General features: G+C 72.1%; 20 protein-coding genes. 6 read left to right on the forward strand and 14 right to left on the reverse strand.

Translation table 11 applies throughout. The features are described from left to right. Nucleotides 1-2,847 (forward strand): glycoside hydrolase family 3 C-terminal domain-containing protein, encoded by a 2,847-nt coding sequence (locus OHS33_RS03430; RefSeq protein ID WP_330328884.1) that lies wholly within the window; start codon nt 1-3, stop codon nt 2,845-2,847. Between the two features lie 150 nt (nt 2,848-2,997). Here the strand turns inward: OHS33_RS03430 and OHS33_RS03435 are convergent, their stop codons facing one another. The 10 genes from OHS33_RS03435 to OHS33_RS03480 form a co-directional block, all read right to left on the reverse strand. Continuing rightward, nucleotides 2,998-4,794: an alpha-L-fucosidase gene (locus OHS33_RS03435; RefSeq protein ID WP_330328885.1), complete on the reverse strand. Its 1,797-nt coding sequence runs from the start codon at nt 4,792-4,794 to the stop codon at nt 2,998-3,000. Between the two features lie 83 nt (nt 4,795-4,877). Next, nucleotides 4,878-5,513 carry a LutC/YkgG family protein gene (locus tag OHS33_RS03440; protein WP_330328886.1) on the reverse strand — a complete coding sequence of 212 codons (636 nt, stop codon included), beginning with the start codon at nt 5,511-5,513 and terminating at the stop codon, nt 4,878-4,880. Further along, the gene (locus tag OHS33_RS03445; RefSeq protein ID WP_330328887.1) at nt 5,510-7,039 is read right to left on the reverse strand and encodes a LutB/LldF family L-lactate oxidation iron-sulfur protein; all 1,530 of its coding nucleotides are present in this window, start codon (nt 7,037-7,039) and stop codon (nt 5,510-5,512) included. Before OHS33_RS03445 ends, OHS33_RS03440 begins: the two co-directional genes overlap by 4 nt. Next, nucleotides 7,036-7,776 carry a (Fe-S)-binding protein gene (locus OHS33_RS03450; protein WP_330328888.1) on the reverse strand — a complete coding sequence of 247 codons (741 nt, stop codon included), beginning with the start codon at nt 7,774-7,776 and terminating at the stop codon, nt 7,036-7,038. The genes OHS33_RS03445 and OHS33_RS03450 overlap by 4 nt, the downstream gene beginning before the upstream one ends. Then, a complete protein-coding gene (locus OHS33_RS03455; protein ID WP_443065410.1) occupies nt 7,767-8,690 on the reverse strand; it encodes an amidohydrolase family protein in 924 nt (307 codons plus the stop codon). Before OHS33_RS03455 ends, OHS33_RS03450 begins: the two co-directional genes overlap by 10 nt. After that, nucleotides 8,687-8,998 (reverse strand): L-rhamnose mutarotase, encoded by a 312-nt coding sequence (locus tag OHS33_RS03460; protein ID WP_330328889.1) that lies wholly within the window; start codon nt 8,996-8,998, stop codon nt 8,687-8,689. The genes OHS33_RS03455 and OHS33_RS03460 overlap by 4 nt, the downstream gene beginning before the upstream one ends. Continuing rightward, nucleotides 8,995-10,032: an aldo/keto reductase gene (locus tag OHS33_RS03465; RefSeq protein ID WP_330328890.1), complete on the reverse strand. Its 1,038-nt coding sequence runs from the start codon at nt 10,030-10,032 to the stop codon at nt 8,995-8,997. Before OHS33_RS03465 ends, OHS33_RS03460 begins: the two co-directional genes overlap by 4 nt. Next, nucleotides 10,029-10,787, reverse strand: a complete 759-nt coding sequence (locus OHS33_RS03470; protein ID WP_330328891.1) for an SDR family NAD(P)-dependent oxidoreductase — start codon at nt 10,785-10,787, stop codon at nt 10,029-10,031. The genes OHS33_RS03465 and OHS33_RS03470 overlap by 4 nt, the downstream gene beginning before the upstream one ends. Next, on the reverse strand, nt 10,784-12,121 hold the full coding sequence (locus OHS33_RS03475; RefSeq protein ID WP_330328892.1) for an L-fuconate dehydratase: 1,338 nt from the start codon (nt 12,119-12,121) through the stop codon (nt 10,784-10,786). Before OHS33_RS03475 ends, OHS33_RS03470 begins: the two co-directional genes overlap by 4 nt. A gap of 14 nt (nt 12,122-12,135) precedes the next feature. Beyond that, complete coding sequence (locus OHS33_RS03480; protein WP_330328893.1) at nt 12,136-12,987, reverse strand: fumarylacetoacetate hydrolase family protein; 852 nt, start codon at nt 12,985-12,987, stop codon at nt 12,136-12,138. 533 nt (nt 12,988-13,520) lie between these two features. Between OHS33_RS03480 and OHS33_RS03485 the strand changes: the two genes are divergently transcribed. The 4 genes from OHS33_RS03485 (at nt 13,521) to OHS33_RS03500 (ending at nt 18,175) form a co-directional block, all read left to right on the forward strand. Continuing rightward, nucleotides 13,521-14,576: a sugar ABC transporter substrate-binding protein gene (locus tag OHS33_RS03485; RefSeq protein WP_330328894.1), complete on the forward strand. Its 1,056-nt coding sequence runs from the start codon at nt 13,521-13,523 to the stop codon at nt 14,574-14,576. Nucleotides 14,577-14,717: 141 nt separating this feature from the next. Continuing rightward, complete coding sequence (locus tag OHS33_RS03490) at nt 14,718-16,340, forward strand: sugar ABC transporter ATP-binding protein (RefSeq protein ID WP_330328895.1); 1,623 nt, start codon at nt 14,718-14,720, stop codon at nt 16,338-16,340. 2 nt (nt 16,341-16,342) lie between these two features. Beyond that, the gene (locus tag OHS33_RS03495; protein ID WP_330328896.1) at nt 16,343-17,386 is read left to right on the forward strand and encodes an ABC transporter permease; all 1,044 of its coding nucleotides are present in this window, start codon (nt 16,343-16,345) and stop codon (nt 17,384-17,386) included. An 87-nt stretch (nt 17,387-17,473) separates the two neighbouring features. After that, nucleotides 17,474-18,175, forward strand: a complete 702-nt coding sequence (locus OHS33_RS03500; RefSeq protein WP_330328897.1) for a FadR/GntR family transcriptional regulator — start codon at nt 17,474-17,476, stop codon at nt 18,173-18,175. 186 nt (nt 18,176-18,361) lie between these two features. Here the strand turns inward: OHS33_RS03500 and OHS33_RS03505 are convergent, their stop codons facing one another. Next, complete coding sequence (locus tag OHS33_RS03505) at nt 18,362-19,573, reverse strand: ROK family protein (protein WP_330328898.1); 1,212 nt, start codon at nt 19,571-19,573, stop codon at nt 18,362-18,364. 13 nt (nt 19,574-19,586) lie between these two features. Then, nucleotides 19,587-21,017: a xylulokinase gene (gene xylB, locus OHS33_RS03510; protein ID WP_330328899.1), complete on the reverse strand. Its 1,431-nt coding sequence runs from the start codon at nt 21,015-21,017 to the stop codon at nt 19,587-19,589. A gap of 93 nt (nt 21,018-21,110) precedes the next feature. Between xylB and xylA the strand changes: the two genes are divergently transcribed. Continuing rightward, a complete protein-coding gene (xylA, locus tag OHS33_RS03515; protein WP_330328900.1) occupies nt 21,111-22,283 on the forward strand; it encodes a xylose isomerase in 1,173 nt (390 codons plus the stop codon). Nucleotides 22,284-22,357: 74 nt separating this feature from the next. On the opposite strand, the gene yicI is transcribed toward xylA, so the two are convergent. Next, nucleotides 22,358-24,640, reverse strand: a complete 2,283-nt coding sequence (yicI, locus tag OHS33_RS03520) for an alpha-xylosidase (RefSeq protein ID WP_330328901.1) — start codon at nt 24,638-24,640, stop codon at nt 22,358-22,360. Beyond that, a complete protein-coding gene (locus tag OHS33_RS03525; protein ID WP_330328902.1) occupies nt 24,637-26,037 on the reverse strand; it encodes a GH1 family beta-glucosidase in 1,401 nt (466 codons plus the stop codon). Before OHS33_RS03525 ends, yicI begins: the two co-directional genes overlap by 4 nt. Between the last annotated feature and the right edge of the window lie 28 nt (nt 26,038-26,065).

The raw sequence follows: 26,065 nt of genomic DNA on the forward strand, positions 1-26,065 counted from the left end.
GTGTCCGCACATACGCCGCACACACCACCACCTTTCCGCGACCCGACGCTTCCTTTCGCGAAGCGCATCGACGACCTCCTGTCGCGGCTCGCGCTCGACGAGAAGATCGGATTCCTGCACCAGTTCGCGCCCGCCGTGGAGCGGCTCGGCGTCGCCGCGTTCCGCACCGGTCAGGAGGCCCTGCACGGCGTCGCCTGGATGGGCCCGGCCACCGTCTTCCCGCAGGCGGTGGGCCTGGGCGCGACCTGGAACACGGATCTCGTACGACGGGTCGGCGAGGCGGTGTCCAGGGAGGTCCGCGCGATGCGCGCCCGCGACGACCGCGTGGGGCTGAACGTCTGGGCCCCGACCGTGAACCTGCTGCGCCACCCCCTGTGGGGCCGTAACGAGGAGGGCTACTCGGAGGACCCGAAGCTCACCTCGGCCATTGCCACCGCCTACACGCGCGGGCTGCGCGGCGAGCACCCGGCGTACTGGCGCACCGCGCCCGTCCTCAAGCACTGGCTGGCCCACAACAACGAGACGGGCCGCGACATCACGTCCTCCTCGGTCCGCCCGCGCGTGCTGCACGAATACGACCTGCGCGCCTTCCGCGAGACGGTCGAAGCGGGCGCGGTGGCCGGTGTGATGCCGGCGTACAACCTGGTCAACGGCCGCCCGAACCACGTCTCGCCGTATCTGCGCGAGCATCTGCGCACCTGGACCGACGAGGAGCTGCTGGTCTGCTCGGACGCGGGCGCGCCCTCCAACCTGGTCGACTCCGAGCACTACTTCGACACCCATGAGGAGGCTACGGCCGCCGCGCTGCTGGCCGGCGTCGACAGCTTCACCGACCACGGCACCGACAGTTCGCAGATCACCGCACGGATCCGCGGCGCACTCGCGCGGGGCCTGCTGACCGAGCCGGACATCGACGTGGCGGTCCGCCGCCAGCTCTCGGTCCGCTTCCGCCTCGGCGAGTTCGACCCGGCACACGACCCCCACGCGCTCACCGCGGACTTCGACACCCCGGCCCACCGGGCGCTCGCCCAGGAGGCGGCCGAGCAGGCCGTCGTGCTGCTCAAGAACAGCGGCGGCCTGCTGCCGCTCGCGTCCGGCACCCGGATCGCGGTGGTCGGCCCGCTCGCCGACGAGTGCAAGCTCGACTGGTACAGCGGTACGCTCCTGCACCGCTCCACGCCGCTGGCGGGCCTGTACGAGCGGTTCGGCCCGGAAGAGGTGCGGTTCGCGGAGGGCGCGGACCGGATCCTGCTCAAGACCTCGGCCGGAACCTTCCTGCACGTACCCGAGGCGGTCGCCGACGACGAGGTGCGCGGCGCCGCGGGCGCCCTCGACCCGGCCCTGCTCGCGGGCCGGACGGACCTGCCCCCGCTCACCACCGGCCCGACCGGCACCGAGCTCTCCCTCGTCGACTGGGGCGAGGGCGCGGCGACCCTGCGCGCCTCCGACGGCCGCTACCTCTCCGTCGCCGAGGACGGCCGTGTCCGGGCCTCCGCCGACCAGCCCGGAGGCTGGGTCGTCCAGGAGACGTTCCGCCTGGAACCGCACGGGAACGGGCACCTCCTCCGGCACGTCGCTACGGGCCTCCCCGTCTCTGTCGCCGCCGACGGCCTGAAGGTTGCCGTCGGGAGCGGGGAGATCTTCGAGGTCGTCGTCGTCGAACGCGGCGAGGACGCGGTGCACCGGGCCGCTACGCAGGCGGACGTGGTCCTGGTGGTCGCCGGCAACGATCCGCACATCAACGGACGCGAGACCGAGGACCGTACGACCCTGGCCCTCCCGGCCCACCAGGAGCGCCTCCTGCGCGCGGCCCGCGCGGCCAACCCGAACACGGTGCTGGCGCTGGTGTCGGCGTACCCGTACGCGGTCGATCACGCCGAGGTGCCGGCGCTGCTGTGGACGGCCCACGGCGGCCAGGCGGCCGGCAGCGCCCTGGCCCGGATCCTGGCCGGCGACGTCTCCCCCGCCGGCCGCCTCCCGCAGACCTGGTACGCCGGCGATTCCGATCTTCCCGGCCTCCTCGACTACGACGTGATCGGCGGCCGCCAGACGTACCTCTACTTCGAGGGGACGCCGCACTTCCCCTTCGGCCACGGCCTGTCGTACGCGTCCTTCTCCTACGAAGGCCTCACGACCCGCGTCGAGGGCGGGACGCTGCACGTGTCCTTCACGGTCGCCAACACCGGTGACGTCACCGCGGACGAGGTCGCCCAGCTCTACACCCGGGCCGTGGAGCCCTCGGTGCCACGGCCCCGCAGGGAACTGGCCGCGCACCGGCGGATGACGCTCGCGCCCGGCGAGGTCACGGAGGTCGCCTTCAGCCTACCCATGTCGGCCTTCGCGTTCTGGGACGTGGCGCAGGGGCGTCAGCGGGTGGCACCGGGCCCCTACGAGATCCTCGTCGGAGCCTCCAGCGAGGACATCCGCCTCACCCGGACCGTCGAGCTCGACGGCGAGCCGTCCCTCCCCCGGCCGGTCATGGCGGCCGGCCTGGACGCGGTGGACTTCGACGACCAGAGCGGCACCGAGATCGTGGACCGCACGAAGACCTCGGGTGACTCCGTCGCCCCTGTGGCCGGCCGGAGTGCGGGCGAACTGGTGTTCCGTGACTGTGATTTCGCGAAGGGGGCTGCCGGGATCACGGTGGAGGCCGCGGGTGAGGGCACGGTCGAACTCTCACTGGGTGACGGTCCGGTGCTGGCCGTGCTCGCGCTGTCCCCGGGCACGGCCGGGCCCTACGACTACGCCACCGTGAGCGCCCCCGTCCCCGTGGCGGCCGGTGTGCACGAAGTCCGCCTCGGACTGCGCGGCCCGGTGCGGCTCGCGCGCGTCACCTTCTCCGTCTGAGGCGGGGTGTGAGGCGGGGTGTGAGGCGGGGTGTGAGGCGGGGTGTGAGGCGGGGTGTGAGGCGGGGTGTGAGGCGGGGTGTGAGGCGGGGTGTGAGGCGGGGTGTGAGGCGGGGTGGCGTGCCCTCGGCACGCCACCCCGGGCGCGCTTTCAGCCGATCTTGGTCAGGTTCCAGTTCTGCGCGGGGCCGCCGTTGGAGGACCACTGGATGACCGGGATTGCGTCCCCGCTCGCATAGCCGTTGTCCAGGACCTTTCCGCTGTGCCGGTTGGTGAGCCGGAACGCACCCCCGCCCAGCGCGGTGACCGCCCACTGCTGGCCCTGACCGCCGCCATCGGTGCGCTGGACCAGCACCGTGCCGTCGGAGGTGCTGCCGTTGTCGTCGAGGGCCTTGCCGCTGCGGACACAGACCAGCTTGTAGTAGCCGTGGCCCAGGTCGGTGACCGTCCACTGCTGGGGAGTGCCGCCGTTGGGGGCCCACTGGGCGACCTGGCCGCCCTCGGTGGTGGTGTTGGCATTGTCGAGGGCCTTGCCGTTCTGCGCGCTGACCAGTCGGTAGACGCCGCCCGCGAGGACCGCCGGCATACCGCTGACCTCCACGCAGACCACGGAGTCGTTCGCGTTGGGCGCCGTGGCCGGCACGCTGACGTTGATCTGGCCGCCGCTGACCGTGTAGGCGAGCGAAACCGAGGGATTGCTCATCAAGTAGACGCGGCTGATGGTGTTCTGGACCGCCGGGACCTGCAGGGTGCCGCCCGTCGGCCATGTGAAGACGTGGGCGAAGAGCTTGCCGTTCTTCTTGGTGATCCTGCCCCACGACGGCTCGACGGCGAAGGGGCTGCCGCTGGTCCCGTGGATGCTGTCGGCGTGGGTGGCCATCCAGGAAGCCAGCCCGGTCAGTACCGTCGTCGCTCCGGCGGTCACGGCGCCGTCGCCCTTGGGGCCGATGTTGAGCAGGTAGTTGCCGTCCCGGGAGACGACCGTGACCATCTCCTGGACGATGTCCTTCACCGGCCTGTAGTTGTTCTCGGCCCAGTCGGTGTAGCCCCACTGACCGTTCATCGTGGCGCAGGTCTCCCACGGCCGGTCCAGCGGCGCCGCGGGCACGGTCTGCTCCGGGCAGGCGAAGTCACCCAGACCGAGGTCCCGCTTGACGCGTTCGTTGACGACGAGTCCGGGCTTTCGGGCCATCAGCCACCTGTAGAGGTCCTCGCCGTCGGCCTTGGTCCACCAGTCGGTGAGCGTGGGGGCGGCCGGGTTGGCACACCAGTCGCCGTCGAACCACAGGACCGCCGGGTCGTAGCGGTCCAGCAGTTCCTGCAGCTGGGCCTTCATGTCGTCGATGTAGGCGGTGCGGGCGGCCTGCGAGGACATGTCGGAGAAGAGGGTGCTCCGGTTGATGGTCTGGGAGGGGTGGGTCCAGTCCAGGATCGAGTAGTAGAGCCCGAACTTGACGCCCCGCTTCTCGCACTCGGTCTTCAGCTGGGCCAGCAGGTCGGGCTGGAAGCCCTTGTAGTCGTGCAGGTTGTACTGCTTGGTGCCGGTGGCGTCGGTGAAGCCCGCGACGTTGGAGTCCCACATCGCGTATCCCTCGTGGTGCTTGGCGGTGATCACGAGGTACTTCATGCCGGCGTTCTTGGCCAGTTCGGCGATGGTGGCGGCGTTGAAGCCCGCCGGGTCGAACGGGGTGGTCACCTGGGCCTGGTAGTCGGCCTTGTTCCAGTTCTCGCTGGAGAACGCCCACTCGCCATGGCCGCGGTAGGAGTAGGACCCGAAGTGGATGAACATGCCGAACCTGGCCTGGTACCACCAGTCCAGCTTCGAGGGGACGCCGTACGCCTGGGCGGTGGCGGGCCACACGGCCTGCGGGAGACCGAACGCCACGGCGCCGCCGGCGAGGGCTGCGGCCTTGATCAGGGAGCGTCGGCTGAGGGGGGACGAGGACATCGTTCGACTCCTGGAGGGTGAGGGGCAGGGGAAGGCGATCTGTTCGGTGAGCGGGCGCCGGGGCACCGCACTGGGTGCTGGCGCTACGCGTCCACGACCAGGACGATGTCCAGCGTCCTGGGCCCGTGTACGCCCTCGACCCGCTCCAGCTCGATGTCACTGGTGGCCGAGGGGCCGGAGATGAGCGTGAGTGGCCTGCGAGGATCGAGCAGGCTCAGCGCCTCGGGCACGTCGGGGACGATCTGGTCCGCCCGGACCACGCAGATGTGCTGGTCCGGCAGCAAGGTGAGGGCTCTGCGCCCCTGGCCGGATCCGTGGTCGAGGGTCACGGTGCCGGTGACGGCGATCGCGGTGGCAACCGTAGTGACCACGGCGTCCGCCCGGTCGAGTTGTCCCACCGTCAGCGGCGGAGCGTCTTCCAGCCGCGACCAGGGCCCTTCGGGGAGCAGGTCCTCGGGAAACCCGGGCGGCACCACCAGGGACCGGGCCCCGGTGCGGGCCAGCGCGCGCCCGACGGCCGCCGCCGCGCCGGCCGCCGGAACCCGGACCACCGTGGCGCGGTATTCGGCGGCGCGTTCGGCGAAGAGCCCGACGATGTCCGGTCCCGCGTGGTCGGCGCGCGGGGTGTCCGGGAGCGGTATGCCGTCGGGGTCCTCCGATCCGGGCACTCCGGCCAGGGCTGCCCGCACCGCGCTCAGTACGCTCTCGCGGTCGCTCATCCTCGTCCCTTCCGCTCCCCCGTCGCCGGGTCGTCTTCGTTCGCGGGTGTTCTCGTCCGGCGCCACCAGGCGCGGAAGGTTTCCCTGGGCGGCAGGGGTGTGTCGCGGCTGGCGGACCAGCGGGCGAACGGACCCGGCAGGGCGCCGATCCGGCCGTCGCGGGCCACCAGCCGGGCCCCGAGGGCGGCGAGCTTCTGGGCCGCGGCCAGTCGTCCCGGGGAGGACAGGGCGGCGCCGGCGGCCTTCATGGCGAGCGCCTCGGCGGTGGGCAGGACCCTCTTGCGGCGCCCCGCCTCCACGGCCTCCGCGCGCAGGTGGACCAGCACCTCGGGAATGTTGATCTTCACCGGGCAGGCGTCGTAGCAGGCGCCGCACAGGGTCGAGGCGAAGGGCAGGGAGGCCGCCCCGCTTTTGGTGTCACTGCCGATGCCGACGAGCTGCGGGGTCAGTACGGCGCCGATCGGGCCGGGGTAGACGGATCCGTAGGCGTGGCCGCCGGTGCGCTCGTACACCGGGCAGACGTTCAGGCACGCCGAGCAGCGGATGCAGGCGAGGGCCTGGCGGCCGACCTCGTCGGCCAGCGTCGCGGTGCGGCCGTTGTCGAGGAGGACCAGGTGGAAGTTCCGCGGGCCGTCGCCCTCGGTGACACCGGTCCACAGGGAGGTGTACGGGTTCATGCGCTCGCCCGTCGACGAGCGGGGCAGGAGCTGGAGGAAGACGTCCAGGTCGGCGAAGGACGGCAGGACCTTCTCGATGCCCATCACGGTGATCAGGGTCTCGGGCAGGGTCAGGCACATCCGCCCGTTGCCCTCCGACTCGACCACCACCACCGTTCCGGTGTCGGCGGCGGCGAAGTTGGCGCCCGAGATGGCCACCTTGGCCCGCAGGAACTTCTCCCGCAGGTGGAGCCTGGCCGCTTCGGCGAGATCGCGGGGATCGTCGGAGAGCCCTTCGGGAGCCGGCCTTCCCCACTCCCCCATCTCGCGCCGGAAGATCTCCCGGATCTCGGAGCGGTTGCGGTGGATGGCCGGCACCAGGATGTGGGAGGGGCGGTCGCGGCCCAACTGCACGATGAGTTCGGCGAGATCGGTCTCGTAGGCGCGGATGCCGGCGTCGGCGAGCGCCTCGTTGAGGCCGATCTCCTGGGTCGCCATCGACTTGACCTTGACGACCTCACGCGTTTCATCGTCACTGCCGCCGGTCGCCCGCACCAGATCGGTGACGATGCGGTTGGCCTCGGCGGCGTCCGCCGCCCAGTGGACCACTCCGCCCGCGGCGGTCACGCTCTTCTCCAGGCGCAGGAGATGGTGGTCGAGGTGGCGCAGGGTGTGCCGCTTGACGGCCGCAGCCGTCTCCCGCAGGTCCTCCCAGTCCTCCAGTTCGGCGGCGACCGCCAGCCGCTTGTCCCGGATGGTGCCGGTGGCCCGCCGCAGGTTCGCCCGCAGTTGGGTGTCCGCGAGCGCGGTACGCGCCGCCTGGGGAAAGGCCGGGCTGCCCAGCCATACGACGTTGTCGGCGCCGCTCACCGTGGGTCTCCTTCCGTCGAGGCCAGGATCTCGGCCAGGTGCATCGTTCCGACGCCGGTACGCAGGCGCGACAGGCCGCCGCCGATGTGCGTGAGACAAGAGTTGTCGCCCGCGGTCAGGAATTCGGCCCCGGTGCCGAGGACATGGCGCATCTTGTCGGCGAGCATGGCGTTGGACACGTCCGCGTTCTTCAGCGCGAAGGTGCCGCCGAAGCCGCAGCAGGACTCGGCGGCGGGCAGTTCGACGAGGTCGATGCCCTTCACGGCGCGCAGCAGCGCGAGCGGCCGGTCGCCGACGCGGAGCATGCGCAGCGAGTGGCAGGTCGGGTGGTAGGTGACGCGGTGCGGGAAGTACGCGCCGACGTCGGTGACGCCGAGGACGTCGACGAGGAGTTCCGACAGCTCGTACACCGTCGGCGCCACTCGCCCGACCGCCTCGGTGAGGGCGGCGTCCCCGTACTGGGCGGCCACCACCCGGTGGTGGTCGCGCACCATGCCCGCGCAGGACCCGGAGGGGACGACCACGGCGTCGTAGCCCGCGAAGACCTCGGTGAAGCGGCGCACCATGGGCAGGGTCTCGGGCCGGTAGCCAGTGTTGAAGTGCATCTGGCCGCAGCACGTCTGGCCCTGCGGGAACTCGACGGTGTGGCCGAGGCGTTCCAGCAGTGCGGTCACCGCCTGGCCGGTGCGGGGGAACATCGTGTCGTTGAAGCACGTGATGAAGAGGGCTATGCGCATGGGGTGTCCTGGGGCGGGGTGTCCTGGGGCGGGTCCGGGGGTGCCGTGAGGGTCAGGCCGTAGGTCCGCACCGCCGTGCCGGTGAAGACGTCGTGGCGCTCGGCCGGGCTGAGTCCTGCCGTCATCTCTCGGGCGGCGGCGACGACTTCGGCGTAGGTGGCGGCGAGCCGGCAGACGGGCCAGTCGGAGCCGAACATCAGCCGCCCGGGGCCGAAGGCGTCCAGGACGGTGTCGGCGTACGGCCTGAGGTCATCGACCGTCCAGGAGTTCCAGTCGGCCTCGGTGACCATGCCCGAGAGTTTGCAGACGGTGTTGGGGAGGGCGGCGAGGCGCCTGATCCGCTCCGCCCAGGGGGCGAGTTCGCCGGACGCGATGGGCGGCTTGCCGAGGTGGTCGAGAACGAAGGTGAGGCCGGGAAGGCGCTGCGCGGCGTCGATGGCGGCCGCGAGCTGGTGCGGCCGCACCACGAGGTCGTAGACGAGTCCGGCCCCGGCGATCGCGGTCAGGCCGCGCAGTGCCTCCGGGAGCACGAGCCAGCGGGGGTCCGGCTCGCCCTGCACCTGGTGGCGCATCCCCACCAGGTGCTCTCCACCGGGGACGGCGCGCAGCCCGGCGAGGGTGTCGGCGACGTCGGGTGCGGTCAGGTCGGTCCAGCCGACGACCCCGGCGACCAGGTCGCTGTGTGCGGCCACGGCCAGGAATTCCGGGGTCTCTTCCGCCGCGGTGATCGTCTGCACCAGCACGGTGGCGGTGACGCCGGCCGCGCGGGCCTCAGGCGCCAGGTCGGCGAGGGTGAAGTCCCGCCGCAGCGGGGCGAGTTCGGGCCCGGTGATCCAGTCCTGGTCGCGGACGGACAGGTCCCACACGTGGTGGTGGGCGTCCACGATTCCCGGCCCGTGGTCCACCCCGGTCACAGCTCCCACACCACCGGCAGCGTGGTGTCCGCGCCCTGCGCGGAGTAGTCGTGGACGACGTCCAGCAGCTCGGCCATCCGTGCCTGCCAGGCGATGTTGACCGGCAGCTTCTCCAGTGCGGCGATCATCGCCCGGTAGTCCTGGACCTCCAGTACGTGGAACAGGTCGGTGCCGCTGCGCCAGATCGTCCACTCGCTCACCCCCGCGGCGCGGATGGCGGCGGTCAGTTCCTCGGGCACCTGCCGGTGCGCGGCGTCGTACTCCTCGATGCGGTCGGCGCGGACCTTGGTGTGCAGGGCGACCTTCATGACGGCTCCTTCGGCTCCTTCGGCGACGGGGTTCCCCCGATGGGCGCGGTGACGGGGACGGGGGTGTCCGGGTCCAGCAGGCCCTCGGCGCGCAGCTCGTCCCACAGGGCGTCCGGGACCGGGCGCCGCAGCTGCTCCACGGTGTCGCGCACCTCCTCGGGGGAACGGGCACCGGTCAGGACGCTCGCCACGGCCGGGTGACCGAACGGGAAGCGCAGCGCGGCGGCCCGCAACGGCACACCGTGGCGCTCGGTGACCGCCAGCAGCCGCAGCGCCCGGTCGAGCACCGGCTGCGGGGCCGGCGCGTAGTCGTAGGTGGCACCCGGCCGGGGGGCGGTCAGCAGCCCGGAGTTGAAGACTCCGCCGATGATGACGCTGCGGCCGCGGGCGGCCGCCTCCGGGAGCAGCTCGCCAAGCCCGTCCTGTTCGAGGAGGGTGTAGCGGCCGGCCAGGAGCACCACGTCGATGTCGGTCTCGCGCACGAAGCGGGCGGGCAGGGCGGACCGGTTCATGCCGATGCCGATCGCCCCGACCACGCCTTCGCCGCGCAGCCGTTCCAGCGCCGGGTACGCCTCGCGCAGCGCCTGCTCGGCGTGGTCGTCGGGGTCGTGCAGCAGGGCGATGTCGACGCGGTCGAGGCCGAGGCGTTCCAGGCTCGCTTCGAGGGAGCGCAGCACTCCGTCGGCGCTGAAGTCCCAGACCCGGCGGTGGGTGGCCGGGACGGCGAAGCCGTGGTCGAGGTCGTTTCCGGGGATGCCCCGCGGGTCCGGCTCCAGGAGCCGGCCCACCTTCGTGGAGAGGGTGTAGCTGTCGCGGGCGCGGCCCCGCAGGGCGGCACCGAGCCGCCGTTCCGACAGGCCCAGTCCGTAGTGGGGGGCGGTGTCGAAGGTGCGGACCCCGGCGTCCCAGGCCGCGTCCACGGTGGCGTGGGCGGCCTCGTCGGTGACCGGGCGGTAGAGGTTGCCGAGGGCCGCGCAGCCCAGGGCCAGCTCCGAGACCGTCACCGCGCCGCCGCCCAGCCGGGCGCTCCTCACGACCGGGCCGCCGGGCGCAGCCGCAGTCCCTGCATGCCGCCGTCCACCGCGAGGGCGGTGCCGGTGACGGACGCCGCGGCCGGACCGGCCAGGTAGACGATGGCGGCCGCCACCTCGTCGGCGGTCACCAGACGGCCCATGGGCTGGCGGGCGTTAAGCGCGGCCCGTTCGGCCTCGGGGTCGTCGGCGGCGTCGAGCAGCCGGGCGACCCACGGGGTGTCGGCGGTGCCGGGGTTGACGCAGTTGACGCGGATGCCCTCGCCGACGTGATCGGCGGCCATGGCCAGGGTGAGGGACAGCAGGGCGCCCTTGCTGGCGGAGTACAGGGCGCGCTGCGGCAGTCCGGCGGTGGCCGCGATGGAGCAGGTGTTGACCACGGAGGCGTGTGCGGACCGGCGCAGGTGGGGCAGGGCGGCCCGGGTGGTGCGGACCACGCCGAGGACGTTGACGTCCAGGACGCGGTGCCACTGTTCGTCGGGGTTGTCCTCGACGTTGCCGACGGCGCCGATGCCCGCGTTGTTGACGAGGATGTCGATGCCGCCGAGCCGCGTGGCCGCCTCCTCCACGGCGGCGCGTACGGAGGCGTCGTCGCTGACGTCGGCCTTGAGGCCGAGCAACGGCTCGCCCACGCCTTCCGGATCGAGGTCGAGCACGGCGACGGCCGCGCCCCGCGCCGCCAGCGCGCGGGCCGTGGCGAGCCCGATACCGGACGCGCCGCCCGTGACGAGCGCCCTGAGGCCGGTCAGTTCGGTCATGCCACATCCTCCTGCGCGGCGCGGTCGGCCACCCAGAACGTGCCGTCCGGGTAGAGGTACTCGGCGATGGACTCCGCACGCATGGTGGCGGAGAAGCCGGGGGCGAGCGGGGCGGTGTAGTGGCCGTCCCGGATCACCACCGGATCGACGAAGTGCTGGTGGAGGTGGTCGACGTATTCGATGACGCGGTCCTCGGTGCTTCCGGAGAGGGCCAGGTAGTCGAACATCGACAGGTGCTGCACCAGCTCGCACAGCCCCACTCCGCCGGCGTGCGGGCACACCGGGACACCGAACTTGGCGGCGAGCAGCAGGATCGCGAGGTTCTCGTTGACCCCGCCGACCCGCGCCGCGTCGATCTGGAGGACGTCGATCGCGCCGGCCTGGAGGAGCTGCTTGAAGACGATCCGGTTCTGCACGTGCTCGCCGGTGGCCACCTTCACGGGGGCGACGGCCCGCCGTACGGTCGCGTGGCCGAGTACGTCGTCGGGGCTGGTCGGCTCCTCGATCCAGTACGGGTCGAACTCGGCGAGCGCGTTGGTCCAGGTGATCGCCTCGTCCACGTTCCACCGCTGATTGGCGTCGATGGCGATGCGGATGCCGTCACCGACGGCGGCGCGGGCGGTGCGCAGCCGCCGGATGTCGTCGCTCAGGTCGGCGCCGACCTTGAGCTTGATCTGCGTGAAGCCGTCGGCGACGGCCTGCTTGGCCAGCCGGGTGAGCTTGTCGTCGGTGTAGCCGAGCCAGCCCGGGGAGGTGGTGTAGCCGGGGTATCCGCGCTCCAGCAGGCCGGCCTCGCGTTCCGAGAGCCCCGTGCGGCCCTCGCGCAGGAGCGCGAGGGCGTCCTCGGGGGTGAGGGCGTCGGCGATGTAGCGGAAGTCGACCTGGGAGACCAGCCACTCCGGTGAGGCGTCGGCGAGCAGTCGCCACAGCGGCTTGCCCTCCCGCTTGGCCGCCAGGTCCCACACGGCGTTGACCACGGCGCCGATCGCCATGTGCATGACGCCCTTTTCGGGGCCGAGCCAGCGCAGCTGGCTGTCGCCGATCAGGTCGCGGCTGACCGATCCGGGATCGGCGCACAGCTCCTGGACGGAGCGGCCGATGACATGGGGCCGCAGCGCGTCGATCGCGGCGACCTGGACGTCGTTGCCGCGTCCGATGGTGAAGGTGAAGCCGTGTCCTTCGTGCCCGTCGCCCGCGTCGGTGCGCAGTACGACGTAGGCGGCGGAGTAGTCGGGGTCCGGGTTCATCGCGTCGGAGCCGTCCAGTTCCCGCGAGGTGGGGAAGCGGACGTCGTAGGTGTCGACGGCGGTGATCCGAGCGGAGGTTGCAGTCAAGGTGGTGCTGCCTTTCACGCTGGGGCGAAGATCTGGCGCTGGCTGCCGAGGCCGTCGATGGAGAGCTCGACCGTGTCGCCGGGGCGGAGGTAGGGGGTGCCGGAAAGACCGAGGGCCACGCCCGCGGGCGTGCCGGTGTTGATCACGTCGCCCGGTTCCAGGACCATGTACCGGCTCAGGTACCAGACGATGTGGCCGACCGTGAAGATCATGTCGCTGGTGTGACCGTCCTGCCGCTTCGCACCGTTGACGCTCAGGTGCAGGCCGAGGTCCTGCGGGTCGCCGGCCTCGTCGGCGGTGACCAGCCACGGGCCGAGCGGGTTGAAGGTCTCGCAGGATTTGCCCAGGTCCCACTGCGACGAGTACTCCAGCTGGAATTCCCGCTCCGATACGTCGTTGCTGATCGTGTACCCGGCGATCACGGCCCGCGCGGCATCCGGTCCGTCCAGGTAGCGCGCCCGGCGGCCGATGACGACCGCGAGTTCGACCTCCCAGTCGGTCTTCACCGATCCACGGGGGATCAGCACCTCGTCGTACGGGCCGACGACCGTGCCCGGGTCCTTCATGAACACCACCGGACGCGCGGGAATCGCCGCGCCGGTCTCGGCGGCGTGATCGCGGTAGTTCAGGCCGACGCAGACGACCTTGCCGGGGCGGGCGACGGGCGGCCCGATGCGCAGGCCGTCCCGGTCCAGTTCGGGCAGCTCCCCCGCCGAGACCGCCGCGCGGGCCCGGTCGATCCCTCCGGAGGCGAGGAAGGCACCGTCGATGTCCCGGGTCACGGAGGACAGGTCCAGCAGCCGGCCGTCGTCGACGCGCACCGCGGGCCGCTCTTCACCTGGGGATCCGACTCGTAGCAGTTTCACCGGGCAGCTCCCTTGCCGGACGGGTTTCGGTTTCGTGTGGGGGACCGGCCGTACGGGCGGGCCACCTGAGGTGCGCCGGTACGGGCCGTTCGCCAGGGCTCCGGCCATCCGCATGGTCAGTCATCGGATGTATCGCGGGCCACAGCGAACATAGACGCGGAGATCGCACCTGACAATGGATTCCTCGGATGTATTTCCCCGCCATTGTCGGCAGACGCTCTCTTGGGGCGACCCTTCCGAAGCCGTCCGAGGCACGCCTCCTGAAGCACCATCACCCGCGAGCAATCGGACATAACACGGGGTCAGATGGAGTCCGGCGCTATGACGACGTCCCGCGACACGAGGGCCCGGCCCATCAAGTCAGGCCCGCGCTCTTGTCAACCTCGGCAACGTCGTCGTAACGTCCCGTCCGAGATACATCGGAGGAATGGCCGGATCATTCGGTGCGCCGCCCGGCGCCCCCGCCGCCTTCCACACGGCGCGTACGTCCCCTGACCCTCGCCGCGCCCCCCGGCTAAGGAGAGAACACGGCCATGAAGCACACTCGCACCCGGTCCACCGCCGCAGCCGCCACCGCCACCGCCGTCCTCGCGCTGCTGGGTCTCACCACCGCGTGCAACCGCGAGAGCCCCGGCGCGGCCGCCCCGGGCGGCGCCACGTCCGCCATCGGCATCGACCTGCCCCGCGCCGACTCCGACTTCTGGAACTCCTACGCGCAGTACGTGAAGAACGGCATCAAGACCGACGGCATCAACGCGCTGCCGCTGAGCAACTCGCAGAACGACGTCACCAAGCTGGTCGCCAACGTGCAGGTGTTCCAGAACACGGGCGCCAAGGCCGTCGTCATGGCACCCCAGGACACCGGTGCCATCGCCTCGACCCTGGACACCCTCGCGTCGAAGAAGATCCCGGTGGTCAGCGTCGACACCAGACCCGACAAGGGCGCTGTCTACATGGTCGTCCGAGCCGACAACAGGGCGTACGGCACCAAGGCGTGCGAGTTCCTCGGCAAGCAGCTGGGCGGCCAGGGCAAGGTCGCGGAGATGCAGGGCGCCCTCGACTCCATCAACGGCCGCGACCGCTCCGAGGCGTTCGCGGAATGCATGAAGACCAAGTTCCCCAACATCCAGGTCTTCGAGCTGCCCACCGACTGGAAGGGCGACGTGGCCTCCGCCAAACTGCAGAGCCTGCTCGCGCAGCATCCGGACCTGAACGGCATCTACATGCAGGCGGGCGGTGTGTTCCTGCAGCCCACCCTCGCCCTGCTGGAGCAGAAGGGCCTGCTCCAGCCCGCCGGGCAGAAGGGCCACATCAGCATCGTCTCCAACGACGGCATCCCGCAGGAGTTCGACGCCATCCGCAAGGGCCGGATCGACGCCACCATCTCCCAGCCCGCCGACCTCTACGCCAAGTACGCGCTGTACTACGCCAAGGCCGCCGCCGAGGGCAAGACCTTCCAGCCGGGTACGACCGACCACGACTCGACGATCATCAAGCTGCCCAACGGCCTGGAGGACCAGCTCCCCGCTCCGCTGGTCACCAAGGAGAACGTCGACGACAAGACCCTGTGGGGCAACAACGTCGGCTGATGTCCGCCGGGCCCACCCCGCGCGCGGTCGGGAACGGACACCCCCCGTCCCCCGATCGCGGCCCCTCCCCCACAGCCCGGGCGCGCCCCCGCGCACCTCGGCGCCCCAGCCTCCCCCCGTACACGAAGGACGGTATCCACCATGGCGGACACCGCGACCGCCCCGGCGGCCGGCCCCGGCACCCCGGCCCCCGTGGCCGAGGCGACCGGCATCAGCAAACGGTTCGGCGCGACCGTCGCGCTGCGCGACGCCCGCATCACCATCGCCCCGGGCGAGTCGCACGCCCTGGTCGGCCGCAACGGCGCCGGCAAGTCGACGCTCGTGTCCGTCCTCACCGGCCTCTCGCAGCCCGACACCGGAGCGCTGCACTTCTCCGGCGCGCCGGCCCCCGCCTTCGGCGACATCGACGCCTGGCGCTCCCGCGTCGCCTGCGTCTACCAGCGCTCCACGATCATCGGTGAGCTGACCGTCGCCGAGAACCTCTTCCTGAACCGGCAGAGCGGCGGCTCGCTGCGGCCCATCCGCTGGAAGCGGCTGCGCCACCGCGCCGGGGAACTCCTCGGCGAATACGGGGTCGACGTCGACCCCGCCGCCCGGGCGGGGGACCTCACCGTCGAGCAGCGGCAGTTCGTGGAGATCGCCCGGGCCCTGTCGTTCGGCGCCCGCTTCATCATCCTCGACGAGCCGACCGCGAAGCTCGACGGCCGCGGCATCGGCCGCCTCTTCGGCAAACTCCGCGACCTCCAGCGCCAGGGTGTCGCCTTCCTCTTCATCTCCCACCACCTGCAAGAGGTGTACGACCTCTGCAGCACGGTCACGGTCTACCGCGACGCGGCCCACATCCTCACCGCGCCCGTCGCCGAACTCGGTCGTGCGGCGCTGGTGGAGGCCATGACCGGCGAGTCCTCCGCCACGGTCACCGCCACCGCGGGCCGCCCCCCGGCCACGCGGGCCGACGCGACGGAACTGCTGGCGATCGACGGCCTGACGCTCCCCGGTGCCTGCGAGGACATCTCCCTCTCCGTACGCTCCGGCGAGGTCGTCGGGCTCGCCGGCGCCACAGCCAGCGGCAACGTGCAGGTGGGCGAGGCGGTCGCCGGTCTGCACCGCGCCAAGGCCGGACGGATCTCGGTCGGCGGCAAGACCGTGCGCACCGGCAGTGTGCCCTCCGCGCTCACCGCCGGCGTCGGCCTGGTCCCCGAGGACCGCCACCACCAGGGGCTGGTCAACAACCGCAGCGTGGCGGAGAACGCCACGCTCACCGTCACCGACCAGCTCGGCCCGTTCGGCATCGTGCTGCCCGCCCGTACCAGGGCCTTCGCGCAGCGCATGATCAGGGACCTCGACATCAAGACCCCCGGCGGCGCCACCCCGGTCTCCGCCCTCTCCGGCGGCAACCAGCAGAAGGTCGTCGTCGCCCGCGCCCTGGCCACCGATCCGCACGTGCTCGTGGCCATCCGCCCCACCAACGGTGTGGACGTCAAGTCCAAGGAGTTCCTGCTCGGCAGGATCCGGCAGGTCGCGGACGGCGGCAGGGCCGCGCTGATCGTCTCCGACGAGCTGGACGACCTCAAGGTCTGCGACCGGGTCGTCGTCATGTTCCACGGGCGGGTGGTGGCCGGGTTCGCCCACGGATGGAAGGACGAGGACGTCGTCGCCGCCATCGAGGGCGTCGCCGGCCACCCGGCTCCTGCCACCCCGTCTCCCCCGTCCGCCCTACCCGCCTCCTGCGCCTCATCCGGCGCAGACGAGCACGGAAGGTAGTCATGTCCGCCACCTCAGATCTCACCGAGCACGCACCGGGCACGGCGGCGCCGGCCGCGGCGGACACCGCCCGCCGCGGAGCCGGCCTCGGGCGCCTGCGTGAACTGTCCCTGGTCCCGGCGATCCTCGTCCTGGGCCTGATCGGGTTCATCGTCTCGCCGGCCTTCCTCACCGCCGACAACCTGATCGGTGTGGCCCAGCAGTCCACCGAGCTGAGCCTGCTGGTGCTCGCCACGACCTTCGTCCTGATCTCCGGCCGGATGGACCTGTCCCTGGAGTCCACCATCGGCGTGGCGCCCGTCATCGCCGTGTGGCTGATCCTGCCCGCCAGTGGGGGCCGGTTCACCGGACTCGGCCTCTTCCCCGAGTGGATGGCGATCCCGCTCTGCCTGCTGGTCGGGGCGCTGATCGGCGCCGTCAACGGCTTCCTCATCCTCAAGCTGCGCCTCAACGGCTTCATCGTCACCCTCGGCGCCCTGACCATGCTCCGCGGACTGCAAGTCGCCCTCTCAGAAGGCCAGTCCATCGTCGAGCTGCCTTCGTCCTTCACCTACCTGGGCAGGGCGTCCTGGCTGGGCGTGCCCGCCGCGATCTGGGTGTGCGCGCTGCTCTTCGCGATCGGCGGCAGTGCCCTGGCCTGGCTCCGGCACGGCCGGGCGCTGTACGCGATCGGCGGCAATGCCGAGGCCGCCCGCACCGCGGGCATCCGCGTCGACCGCACCGTGTGGGTCGTCCTCGTCCTCGGCGGCGTACTGGCCGCGTTCGCCGGTATCCTCTACAGCGGGCACTACGGCTCCATCTCCGCCACACAGGGCAGCGGATGGATCTTCCAGGTCTTCGCCGCGACCGTCATCGGCGGAGTCAGCCTCAACGGCGGCAAGGGTTCCGTTTTCGGCGCCCTCACCGGCATCCTCACCCTCCAGCTCGTCGTCAACGTCATGACGCTGGCGGGCGTTCCGCCCCTGTGGAACCAGTTCCTGAACGGCGCCATCATCATTGTCGCCCTGGTCATCTCCCGGTTCGCGTCCGGTGAGAAGCAGGAATAGCCTCGTCCCGCAAGCGGCTCCGCAGGCCCCGGTCCGGGTCCGGCGGAGCCACCACCCCGCACGCACCCGGCACGGAGAGGCACGTTAGTGGCACTGACGGACGAGGCGATCGACAAGATCAAGGCGATGATCCTCGACGGAGAACTCGCGCCCGGCTCCCGTCTGCCCAAGGAGGAGGTCCTCGCCGGACAGCTCGGCTTGTCCCGGAATTCGCTGCGCGAGGCCGTCCGGGCGCTGACGGCCATGCGGATCCTGATCACCCGTCAGGGCGACGGCACCTACGTTTCCAGCCTGGAGCCCCATCTCCTGCTGGAGAGCCTGTCCTTCGCCGCCGATGTCTCCCAGGGCCGCACGGCACTGCAACTGCTCCAGGTACGCCGACTGCTGGAACCGCAGGCGACCGGGCTGGCCGCTGCCCTGCTGACGCAGGAGGACCTCCAGGAACTGCGCGACATCCTCGACAGGTCCCGGGCCGCCACCACCGTGGAGGAGTTCGTCGCCCACGACATCGCCTTCCACCTCAGGATCGTCGAAGCCGTCGGCAACCCCGTGCTGTCGATGCTTCTGCAGGTGCTCTCCACCCGCACCCAGCGCGTCCGCATCGTCCGCGGCAGCCGGACCCGTCACGCACTGGACAACGCCCACCAGGACCACGAGCAGATCCTCGGCGCGCTCCAGGCACGCGACGCCCTGCTGGCCACCGCCGCCACGACCGTCCACATCACGGCCGTGGAGCAGTGGCTGGCCGCCAGCCTGAGCGACGACCCGCTGCGAGCGATCGACGACTGACCCGGTCGCCCTGGCGGCCACAGCACTAGTGCTGTGGCCGGAAAGGTTCACCGTGTCACGGCGCCCGGCACGGCACCTCGCCGCGTTGTCGGACCACGACGGTACGTCCAGTACGAGTCGCGGCCCTCCGCCTTGCGATGCACCGCACCGAACACCGCGACCCGGCAAACCTTTCCGGCCACAGCACTAGCGTGCGGGCAGGCGGGCGGGATCGGCGATGATCTGCCGGACGGTCGACCACGCCGCGCCCAGCACCGGTCCGCGCCGGCCCAGGGCGGAGGGGCGTACCGCCTCCGGGGTCCAGGGCCGGACGGTGATCCGGGCGGCGAGTTCGGCGCGGATGGCAGGGAGGAGCCAGTCGGCGAGTTCGGCGTAGGCGCCGCCCAGGACGAGGCCGTCCGGGTCGATCAGGTTCACCGCCGAGGTCAGGGCGAGGCCCAGGGCCCGCCCCGCGCGGTCCAGGGCGCGCAGGGTCGCGGCGTCCCCGGCGGCCGCCCGCTCGGCGAGCAGGGCCACCGGGTCGCCGACGTGCGCGAGCCCGGCCTCGCGCAGCACCGCCGCTTCGCCCGCGTACTGCTCCAGGCAGCCGCGTGCCCCGCAGGCGCAGCGGGCGCCCTCCGGGTGGACGGGCAGGTGGCCGAGTTCGCCCGCGAAGCCGCGGGCGCCGCGGAACAGCTGCCCGCCGATGACCAGTGCGGCGCCGATTCCGGCCTCGGCGGAGACGTGTACGAAGGTCTCGGCGGGGTTGCCCCGGTGCCACTGCTCGGCCAGCGCCCCGAGGTTGGCTTCGTTCTCCGGCTCGGGCGCGGTGTCGGGGTCGGGCCAGTGGTCGGCGGGGCGCACTGCCTGCCAGCCGAGGTTCGGCGCGTTCGCGACCAGCCCGCTCGGCGTGTTCGGCACCACCCCCGGCACGGCCAGGACGCGTCCCTCGACGCGCAGGCCGAGGGCCGCGGCCTCGGACTCCGCCTCGGCGCCCAGCGCGGCGGCCTCCGCCAGCACCAGCCCGGCCGGCCGGCCCGCGTTGGCCCGCTCCACCCGGCGCCACACGCGGGGTTCACCGCGCAGGTCCACGACGCATGCGGCGAGATGGGTGACGCCGATCTCCAGGCCGAGGCCCGCGGGACCCCGGTCGTTGAGGGCCAGTGCCCGCCCGGGGCGGCCGACGCGACCGCTGGGCGCGGTCTCCGTCTCGGTCAGCGCCCCGCGGCCGATCAGCTCGTCGACCATGGAGGAGACGGCAGGCCTGGTCAGGCCCGTGTGCCCGGCGACGTCCGCCCGGGAGAGCGGGCCGTGCGCGGCGACCACGCCGATCACCGCCGCGAGGTTCTGCCGACGCATCCCCTGCTGCGAGGCGGGCGCGGTCTCCACGCCCCCGCCCGCCCTGCCGATCCCCGTCATTGGCCCGGCCCTCCTATCGTTCTTCCGGCGAAACCTCCTGCAAGGCCCGCGCCCGCCGCAGCGTACTGGTGATCCGTTCGAGCGTGTCGTCGTCACGGGGTACGGGGTCCAGCACCCGGCCCCCGGCGGTCCCCCAGCGCCGGGCGACGGCGTCGGCGGGCTCGCCGGTGAGCAGTGCGGCGGCCTGGGCGGCGGCCCCGAGCGCGACCGGTTCCCGGGCCTCGGGCACCTGGACCGCCCGGCCGGACAGCCGCAGGACGGTCCGCTGCCAGGCCCCGCCGCGGGCACCGCCGCCGATCAGCAGCAGTGGTTCGTCGGGGGCGGGGCTCTCGCCTCCGGCGCGCAGTACGCCGTCCAGGGCCGCGAGCAGGGCGTGGGCGGCGCCGTCGTAGGCGGCCTGGAGCAGCTGTCCCGGTGTGGTGTCGTGGCGCAGGCCGTGGACCAGCCCGGAAGCACCCGGGAGGTCGGGGGTGCGCTCGCCGTCCAGGTAGGGAAGGACCACCACCGTGCCGCCCGCCTCGACGTCCTCGCGGTCGCGGCCGACGAGGGCGGCGAAGCGGTCGACGGCGAGGGTGCAGTTGAGCGTGCAGGCGAGCGGCAGCCAGCCGCCGAGGGCGTCGGCGAAGCCGGCGACGGTTCCGCTCGGGTCGGCGGGCCGGGTCCGGCCGACGGCGTAGACGGTGCCGGAGGTACCGAGGCTCAGCACCGGACGCCCGGGGGTCAGGCCCAGCCCGAGGGCGGCGGCCATGTTGTCACCGGTCCCGGTCGCCACCAGTGCGCCCTCGCGCAACGGCATCCCGGCTCGGACGACGCCCGCCCGGGCTCCCGGCGGGAGGACCCGCGGCAGCAGCCCGTAGTCGAGGCCGATCCGGTCGAGGACGTCCTGGTCGTAGCCGTCCGGGCCCCACCAGCCGGTTCCCGAGGCGTCGCCGCGGTCCGTCACCGGCTCACCGGTCAGCCGCTCCGTCAGGAAGTCGTGGGGAAGCCGGACGGCCGCGACGCGGTCGACGGCGGCAGGCTCGTTCGCGCGCAGCCAGGCCCACTTGGCGGCCGTGAAGGCGGCCGCGGGGACGCTTCCGGTGCGGCGGGCCAGCTCTGCCGCGCCGAACGCGGCTGCGAGTCCAGCGGCCTGCGGGGCGGAGCGGACGTCGTTCCAGAGCAGTGCCGGGCGCACCGGCCGTCCGGCCGCGTCGAGGGTGACCAGGCCGTGCTGCTGGCCGGCGATCGAGCAGGCGGCGGCGCGGTCCGCCCAGCCGGTGGCGGCCATGGCCTCGCCGAGCGCCCGCCACCACTGTTCGGGGTCGCTCTCGCGTCCGACGCCCTCACTGACGGTGTGTGCGGCGCGGCCCTCGCCCACGACGGCGCCTGTGTCGATGTCGACGGCGAGGGCTTTCGTGGACTGGGTCGAGCTGTCGACACCGATCACGACACGCTGAGCAGACATGCGTTCCTCCGGTGGGGTTCCTTCTGGCGTCTCGGCATACTAATTTGTTTTTCGTCATTACAAATAGCCCTCGGCCCAGATCCGGAGCGCCTCATGACCAGCGACCCGCTCGTCCCCACCCCCGCGCACAAGTTCACCTTCGGCCTGTGGACCGTCGGCTGGCAGGGCCGGGACCCCTTCGGCGACGCCACCCGGCCCGCCCTCGACCCCGTCGAGAGCGTGGAGCGGCTGGCCGAACTCGGCGCCTACGGCGTCACGTTCCACGACGACGACCTGATCCCCTTCGGCGCCGGCGACGCCGCCCGCGAGCAGACGGTCAAGCGCTTCCGCACCGCACTCGACACGGCCGGGCTCAAAGTGCCGATGGCCACGACGAACCTCTTCACCCACCCCGTGTTCAAGGACGGCGCCTTCACCGCGAACGACCGGGACGTGCGCCGGTACGCGCTGCGCAAGACGATCCGCAACATCGACCTGGCCGTGGAACTCGGCGCCTCGGTCTACGTCGCCTGGGGCGGCCGCGAGGGCGCCGAGTCGGGCGCGGCCAAGGACGTACGCTCCGCCCTCGACCGGCTGAAGGAGGCCTTCGATCTGCTGGGCGAGTACGTCGAGAACCAGGGGTACGACCTGCGCTTCGCGATCGAACCCAAGCCCAACGAGCCGCGCGGCGACATCCTGCTGCCCACCATCGGCCACGCCCTGGCGTTCATCAACGAGCTGGACCGGCCCGACCGGGTCGGTCTCAACCCGGAGGTCGGCCACGAGCAGATGGCCGGGCTGAACTTCCCGCACGGCATCGCCCAGGCCCTGTGGCACGGCAAGCTGTTCCACATCGACCTCAACGGCCAGACCGGCATCAAGTACGACCAGGACCTGCGCTTCGGCGCGGGCGACCTGCGCCAGGCCTTCTGGCTGGTCGACCTGCTGGAGTCGGCCGGCTACGACGGCCCCCGCCACTTCGACTTCAAGCCGCCGCGCACCGAGGACTCCGCCGGCGTCTGGGCCTCGGCAGCCGCCTGCATGCGCAACTACCTGCTCCTGGCGGAGCGTTCCCGCGCCTTCCGGTCCGATCCGCAGGTCCGGGCCGCGCTCGCCGCCTCCCGGCTGCCCGAGCTGGCCCTGCCCACCGCCGAGGACGGCCTGGCCGGTCTCCTGGCCGACCGGTCCGCCTTCGACGAGTTCGACGTCGATGCCGCCGCCCGCCGCGGCATGGCCTTCGAGCAGCTGGACCAGCTCGCCCTCGAACACCTCCTCGGCGCCCGCTGAGCCGGAGTGCGCAGGCGGGCCGTGGGGTTCCACGGCCCGGCTCCGCCACAAGGTGGCCGAAGGCTTCGCCCCGCTCAGGCCGGGAAGGCGAGGCCGGCCTCCAGGGTGCCGGCGGACCAGGCGTGGACGGTTCCGGCCGGCCCGCCGGACCGGAGCTGCCAGGGATGCGGGCTGTCGGTGGTCACGTGGAGGCGGTCGCCCTGGCGGCGCAGATGGAAGCGGGCCACCTCGCCGGGGCCGTCGGAGCGCGGGATCACCACGGTGCGCTCGGCGCCGTCGGCGAAGGCGTGCACCCGCAGTTCGACGCCGTCCGCCCAGGCGGAGACCGGGCGCTGGTCGTCGGCGCCGAGCGGGATGACGGAGTCGGGGCGTGCCAGCAGCGGCAGGGTGTGGAAGCCGTGCTGTTCGCGGACCCAGCGGGGACCCGTGATCTGAGCACCGGTCAGAACGTTCGTCCACGTCCCTTCCGGCACGTAGTACTCGACCGTGCCGTCGTCGGTGAAGACCGGGGCGACGAGCAGGTCGTCGCCGAGCATGTACTGCCGGTCGAGCACGGCGGCGGCGGGGTCGTCGGGGAATTCCAGCACCATGGTGCGCATGACGGGGATGCCGGTGGCGTGGGCCTGTTGGGCGGCCCGCTGGAGGTACGGGGCGAGGCGGTGCTTGAGCAGGGTGAACTCCCGGGTGACCTCGACGGCCTCCTCCCCGTAGTCCCACGGGACGCGGTAGGACTTGCTGCCGTGCAGGCGGCTGTGCGAGGAGAGGAGGCCGAACTGCACCCAGCGCTTGAAGACGGTGGGGGTCGGGGTGCCCTCGAAGCCGCCGATGTCGTGGCTCCAGAAGCCGAAGCCGGACATGCCGAGGGAGAGCCCGCCGCGCAGCGACTCGGCCATGGCGTTGAAATGGGATTCGCAGTCGCCGCCCCAGTGCACGGGGTACTGCTGGCCGCCGGCGGTGGCGGAGCGGGCGAAGAGCAGCGCCTCGCCCTCGCCGCGTTCCACTCGGAGCAGGTCGAAGACGGCCTGGTTGAAGAGGTGGGTGTAGTAGTTGTGCATCCGCTCGGGGTCGGAGCCGTCGTGCCAGACGACGTCCGTGGGGATGCGCTCGCCGAAGTCGGTCTTGAAGCAGTCCACGCCCTGGTCCAGCAGCGTCTTCAGCTTGCCGGTGTACCAGTCGCGGGCGGCCGGGTTGGTGAAGTCCACCAGGGCCATGCCGGGCTGCCACAGGTCCCACTGCCACACGCTGCCGTCCGGGCGCCGCACCAGGTGGCCCTCGCGCATGCCCTCCTCGAACATCGCCGACTTCTGCGCGATGTAGGGGTTGATCCAGGCGCTGATCCGCAGTCCCCGCTGCTTGAGGCGCGCGAGCATGCCGGCCGGGTCGGGAAACGTGTCCGGGTGCCACTCGAAGTCGCACCACTGGTACTCGCGCATCCAGAAGCAGTCCAGGTGGAAGACGCTCAGCGGGATGCCGCGGGCCGCCATGCCGTCGACGAAGCGGTTGACGGTGACCTCGTCGTAGTCGGTGGTGAAAGAGGTGGTCAACCACAGGCCGAGCGCCCAGGCCGGCGGCAGGGCGGGGCGGCCGGTGAGCGCGGTGTAGCGCTCCAGGATCTGCTTCGGGGTCGGGCCGTGGACGACGAAGTACTCCAGCGACTGGTCCTCGACGCTGAACTGCACGTGCCCGACCGACTCGGAGCCGACCTCGTAGCTGACCTTGCCGGGGTGGTTGACGAAGACGCCGTAGCCCCGGTTGGTCAGGTGGAAGGGGACGTTCTTGTACGCCTGCTCGCTGCTGGTGCCGCCGTCGGCCTGCCAGATGTCCACGACCTGCCCGTTCTTGACGAACGGAGTGAACCGCTCCCCCAGCCCGTACACCGACTCGCCGACCCCGAGGGAGAGTTGCCCGAGCATGAAGTGCCGACCGTCGCCGTCGGTGGCGAAGCCGGTGCCGCGCTCGTCCACGGAGGTCAGCGTCCGCCCGCCGGCGGTGAACTCCAGGCGCCACGGCCGGGAGGTGTCCACCCGCAGCGACAGCTCGCCCGCATGGAGCTCGACCACCGCGCCGTCCCGGTGGACCTTCCCCGCGTCCGGCCCGGCGCCGGGCAGCGCGAACTCCGGCCCCCGCCGCACCGAACCGGCGTGGTGGGTGACGCGGACCCCGATCACACCCTCGGCCGGCGACCAGCAATCGACCGTCAGGAGCGCGCTGTTGAGCGTGCCGCCACGGCTGAGCACGTGCTTCACCGGCGCGTGGAGGGTCATCCGGTGCTCGTCGGCCCGGACGTCCGCGACCTCGGCGGCGTAGCGCGCGGTGACGCCCGGGCGCATCAGCCAGTAGCCATCGGTGAACTTCATCGGGTGGTTTCCTCCGTCCGCGCGCGGTGCGCGGTGATCAGGGCCCGGAACCAGTGGTAACTGTCCTTGGGCGTTCGGGTCAGCGTGTCGTAATCGACGTGGACCAGGCCGAAGCGCTGGCCGTAGCCGCGCGCCCACTCGAAGTTGTCCAGCAGCGACCAGACGTAGTAGCCGCGCACGTCCACCCCTGCGGAGATGGCGTCGGCGACGGCGGAGAGGTGGTCCGTGAGGTAGCCGATGCGCGCGGCGTCACGGACCCGGCCGTCGGGGCCGATGGTGTCGGCCTCGGCGGAGCCGTTCTCGGTGATCCAGACCGGCGGAAGCCGCGGGTGGCGGGCGTGGAGTTCGCGCAGCAACTCCGTGAGTGCGTCCGGGACGACGGGCCATCCCATGGTGGTGTGCCGGACCCTGTACCGGTCCACCTCGGTGACGCCGATGTCCACGGCGGTGCGCGCTTCGGGGTCGGCCTCGCGGTGGGGGGCGGCGGCGAAGGTCACCGGGCGGTAGAAGTTGACGCCGAGGAAGTCCAGCGGGACTCCGATGAGTTCCAGGTCGCCCGGCAGCCTCCAGGGGCCGTCGGCGAGGCCGACCCAGGTCTCGGTCTCGTGCGCGGGGTAGCGGCCGGCGAGGAGCGGCTCGGTCCAGACCTCGTTGTGGAGGACCTTGGCACGGCGCAGGGCGGCCCGGTCCTCGGGGAGGGCGGAGGCGAGATGGATGCGGTCGAGGTTGAGGGTGATCCCGACCTCCCGGGCGCCCGCGGCGCGCAGCTCCCGTACCGCGAGACCGTGGGCGACCAGCAGGTGGTGTGCGGCCGCCAGCGCGCCGCGGCCCTCCTCGCCGCCGGGTGCGTGCCGACCCTCGCCGTAGCCCACGAATGCGGAGCAGTACGGCTCGTTGAGGGTGATCCAGCGCTCCACCCGGTCCCCGTAGCGCTCGGCCGCGAGGGCTGCGTACTGCCCGAACGCTTCGGCGGTCTCCCTGACGCGCCAGCCACCGCGGTCTTCCAGGGCTTGGGGCAGATCCCAGTGGTAGAGGGTGACGGCGGGGGCGATTCCGGCGGCCAGCAGCTCGTCGATCAGGCGGTCGTAGAAGTCCAGCCCCTTGGGGTTGGCCGGTCCGGTGCCCCCGGGCAGCAGGCGGGGCCAGGCGATCGAGAAGCGGTAGCCGTCGACGCCGAGCCCGCGCAGCAGGGCGACGTCCTCGCCGTAGCGGTGGTAGTGGTCGCAGGCGGTGTCGCCCGTGGCACCGTCGAGCGTACGGCCGGGGGTGTGGCTGAAGGTGTCCCAGATGGACGGGCCGCGGCCGTCCTCGTCGTGGGCACCCTCGATCTGGTAGGCGGCGGTCGCGGCACCGAAACGGAACCCGGCGGGCAGTTCCGGGAAGTCCGGGGTGCTCATGGGCGGTACCTCATGGGTTTGTCGGGCT

The organism is Streptomyces sp. NBC_00536 (assembly GCF_036346295.1).
In the GTDB taxonomy this organism is placed as follows: Bacteria; Actinomycetota; Actinomycetes; order Streptomycetales; family Streptomycetaceae; genus Streptomyces.

Bases quoted from the DNA above. Each gene is read 5' to 3' on its own strand.
- xylB (WP_330328899.1), bottom strand. From the start codon at position 21,017: ATGTCTGCTCAGCGTGTCGTGATCGGTGTCGACAGCTCGACCCAGTCC.
- OHS33_RS03450 (WP_330328888.1), bottom strand. From the start codon at position 7,776: ATGCGCATAGCCCTCTTCATCACGTGCTTCAACGACACGATGTTCCCC.
- OHS33_RS03435 (WP_330328885.1), bottom strand. From the start codon at position 4,794: ATGTCCTCGTCCCCCCTCAGCCGACGCTCCCTGATCAAGGCCGCAGCC.
- OHS33_RS03460 (WP_330328889.1), bottom strand. From the start codon at position 8,998: ATGAAGGTCGCCCTGCACACCAAGGTCCGCGCCGACCGCATCGAGGAG.
- OHS33_RS03495 (WP_330328896.1), top strand. From the start codon at position 16,343: ATGTCCGCCACCTCAGATCTCACCGAGCACGCACCGGGCACGGCGGCG.
- OHS33_RS03505 (WP_330328898.1), bottom strand. From the start codon at position 19,573: ATGACGGGGATCGGCAGGGCGGGCGGGGGCGTGGAGACCGCGCCCGCC.
- xylA (WP_330328900.1), top strand. From the start codon at position 21,111: ATGACCAGCGACCCGCTCGTCCCCACCCCCGCGCACAAGTTCACCTTC.
- OHS33_RS03525 (WP_330328902.1), bottom strand. From the start codon at position 26,037: ATGAGCACCCCGGACTTCCCGGAACTGCCCGCCGGGTTCCGTTTCGGT.
- OHS33_RS03470 (WP_330328891.1), bottom strand. From the start codon at position 10,787: ATGACCGAACTGACCGGCCTCAGGGCGCTCGTCACGGGCGGCGCGTCC.
- OHS33_RS03440 (WP_330328886.1), bottom strand. From the start codon at position 5,513: ATGAGCGACCGCGAGAGCGTACTGAGCGCGGTGCGGGCAGCCCTGGCC.
- OHS33_RS03485 (WP_330328894.1), top strand. From the start codon at position 13,521: ATGAAGCACACTCGCACCCGGTCCACCGCCGCAGCCGCCACCGCCACC.
- OHS33_RS03490 (WP_330328895.1), top strand. From the start codon at position 14,718: ATGGCGGACACCGCGACCGCCCCGGCGGCCGGCCCCGGCACCCCGGCC.
- yicI (WP_330328901.1), bottom strand. From the start codon at position 24,640: ATGAAGTTCACCGATGGCTACTGGCTGATGCGCCCGGGCGTCACCGCG.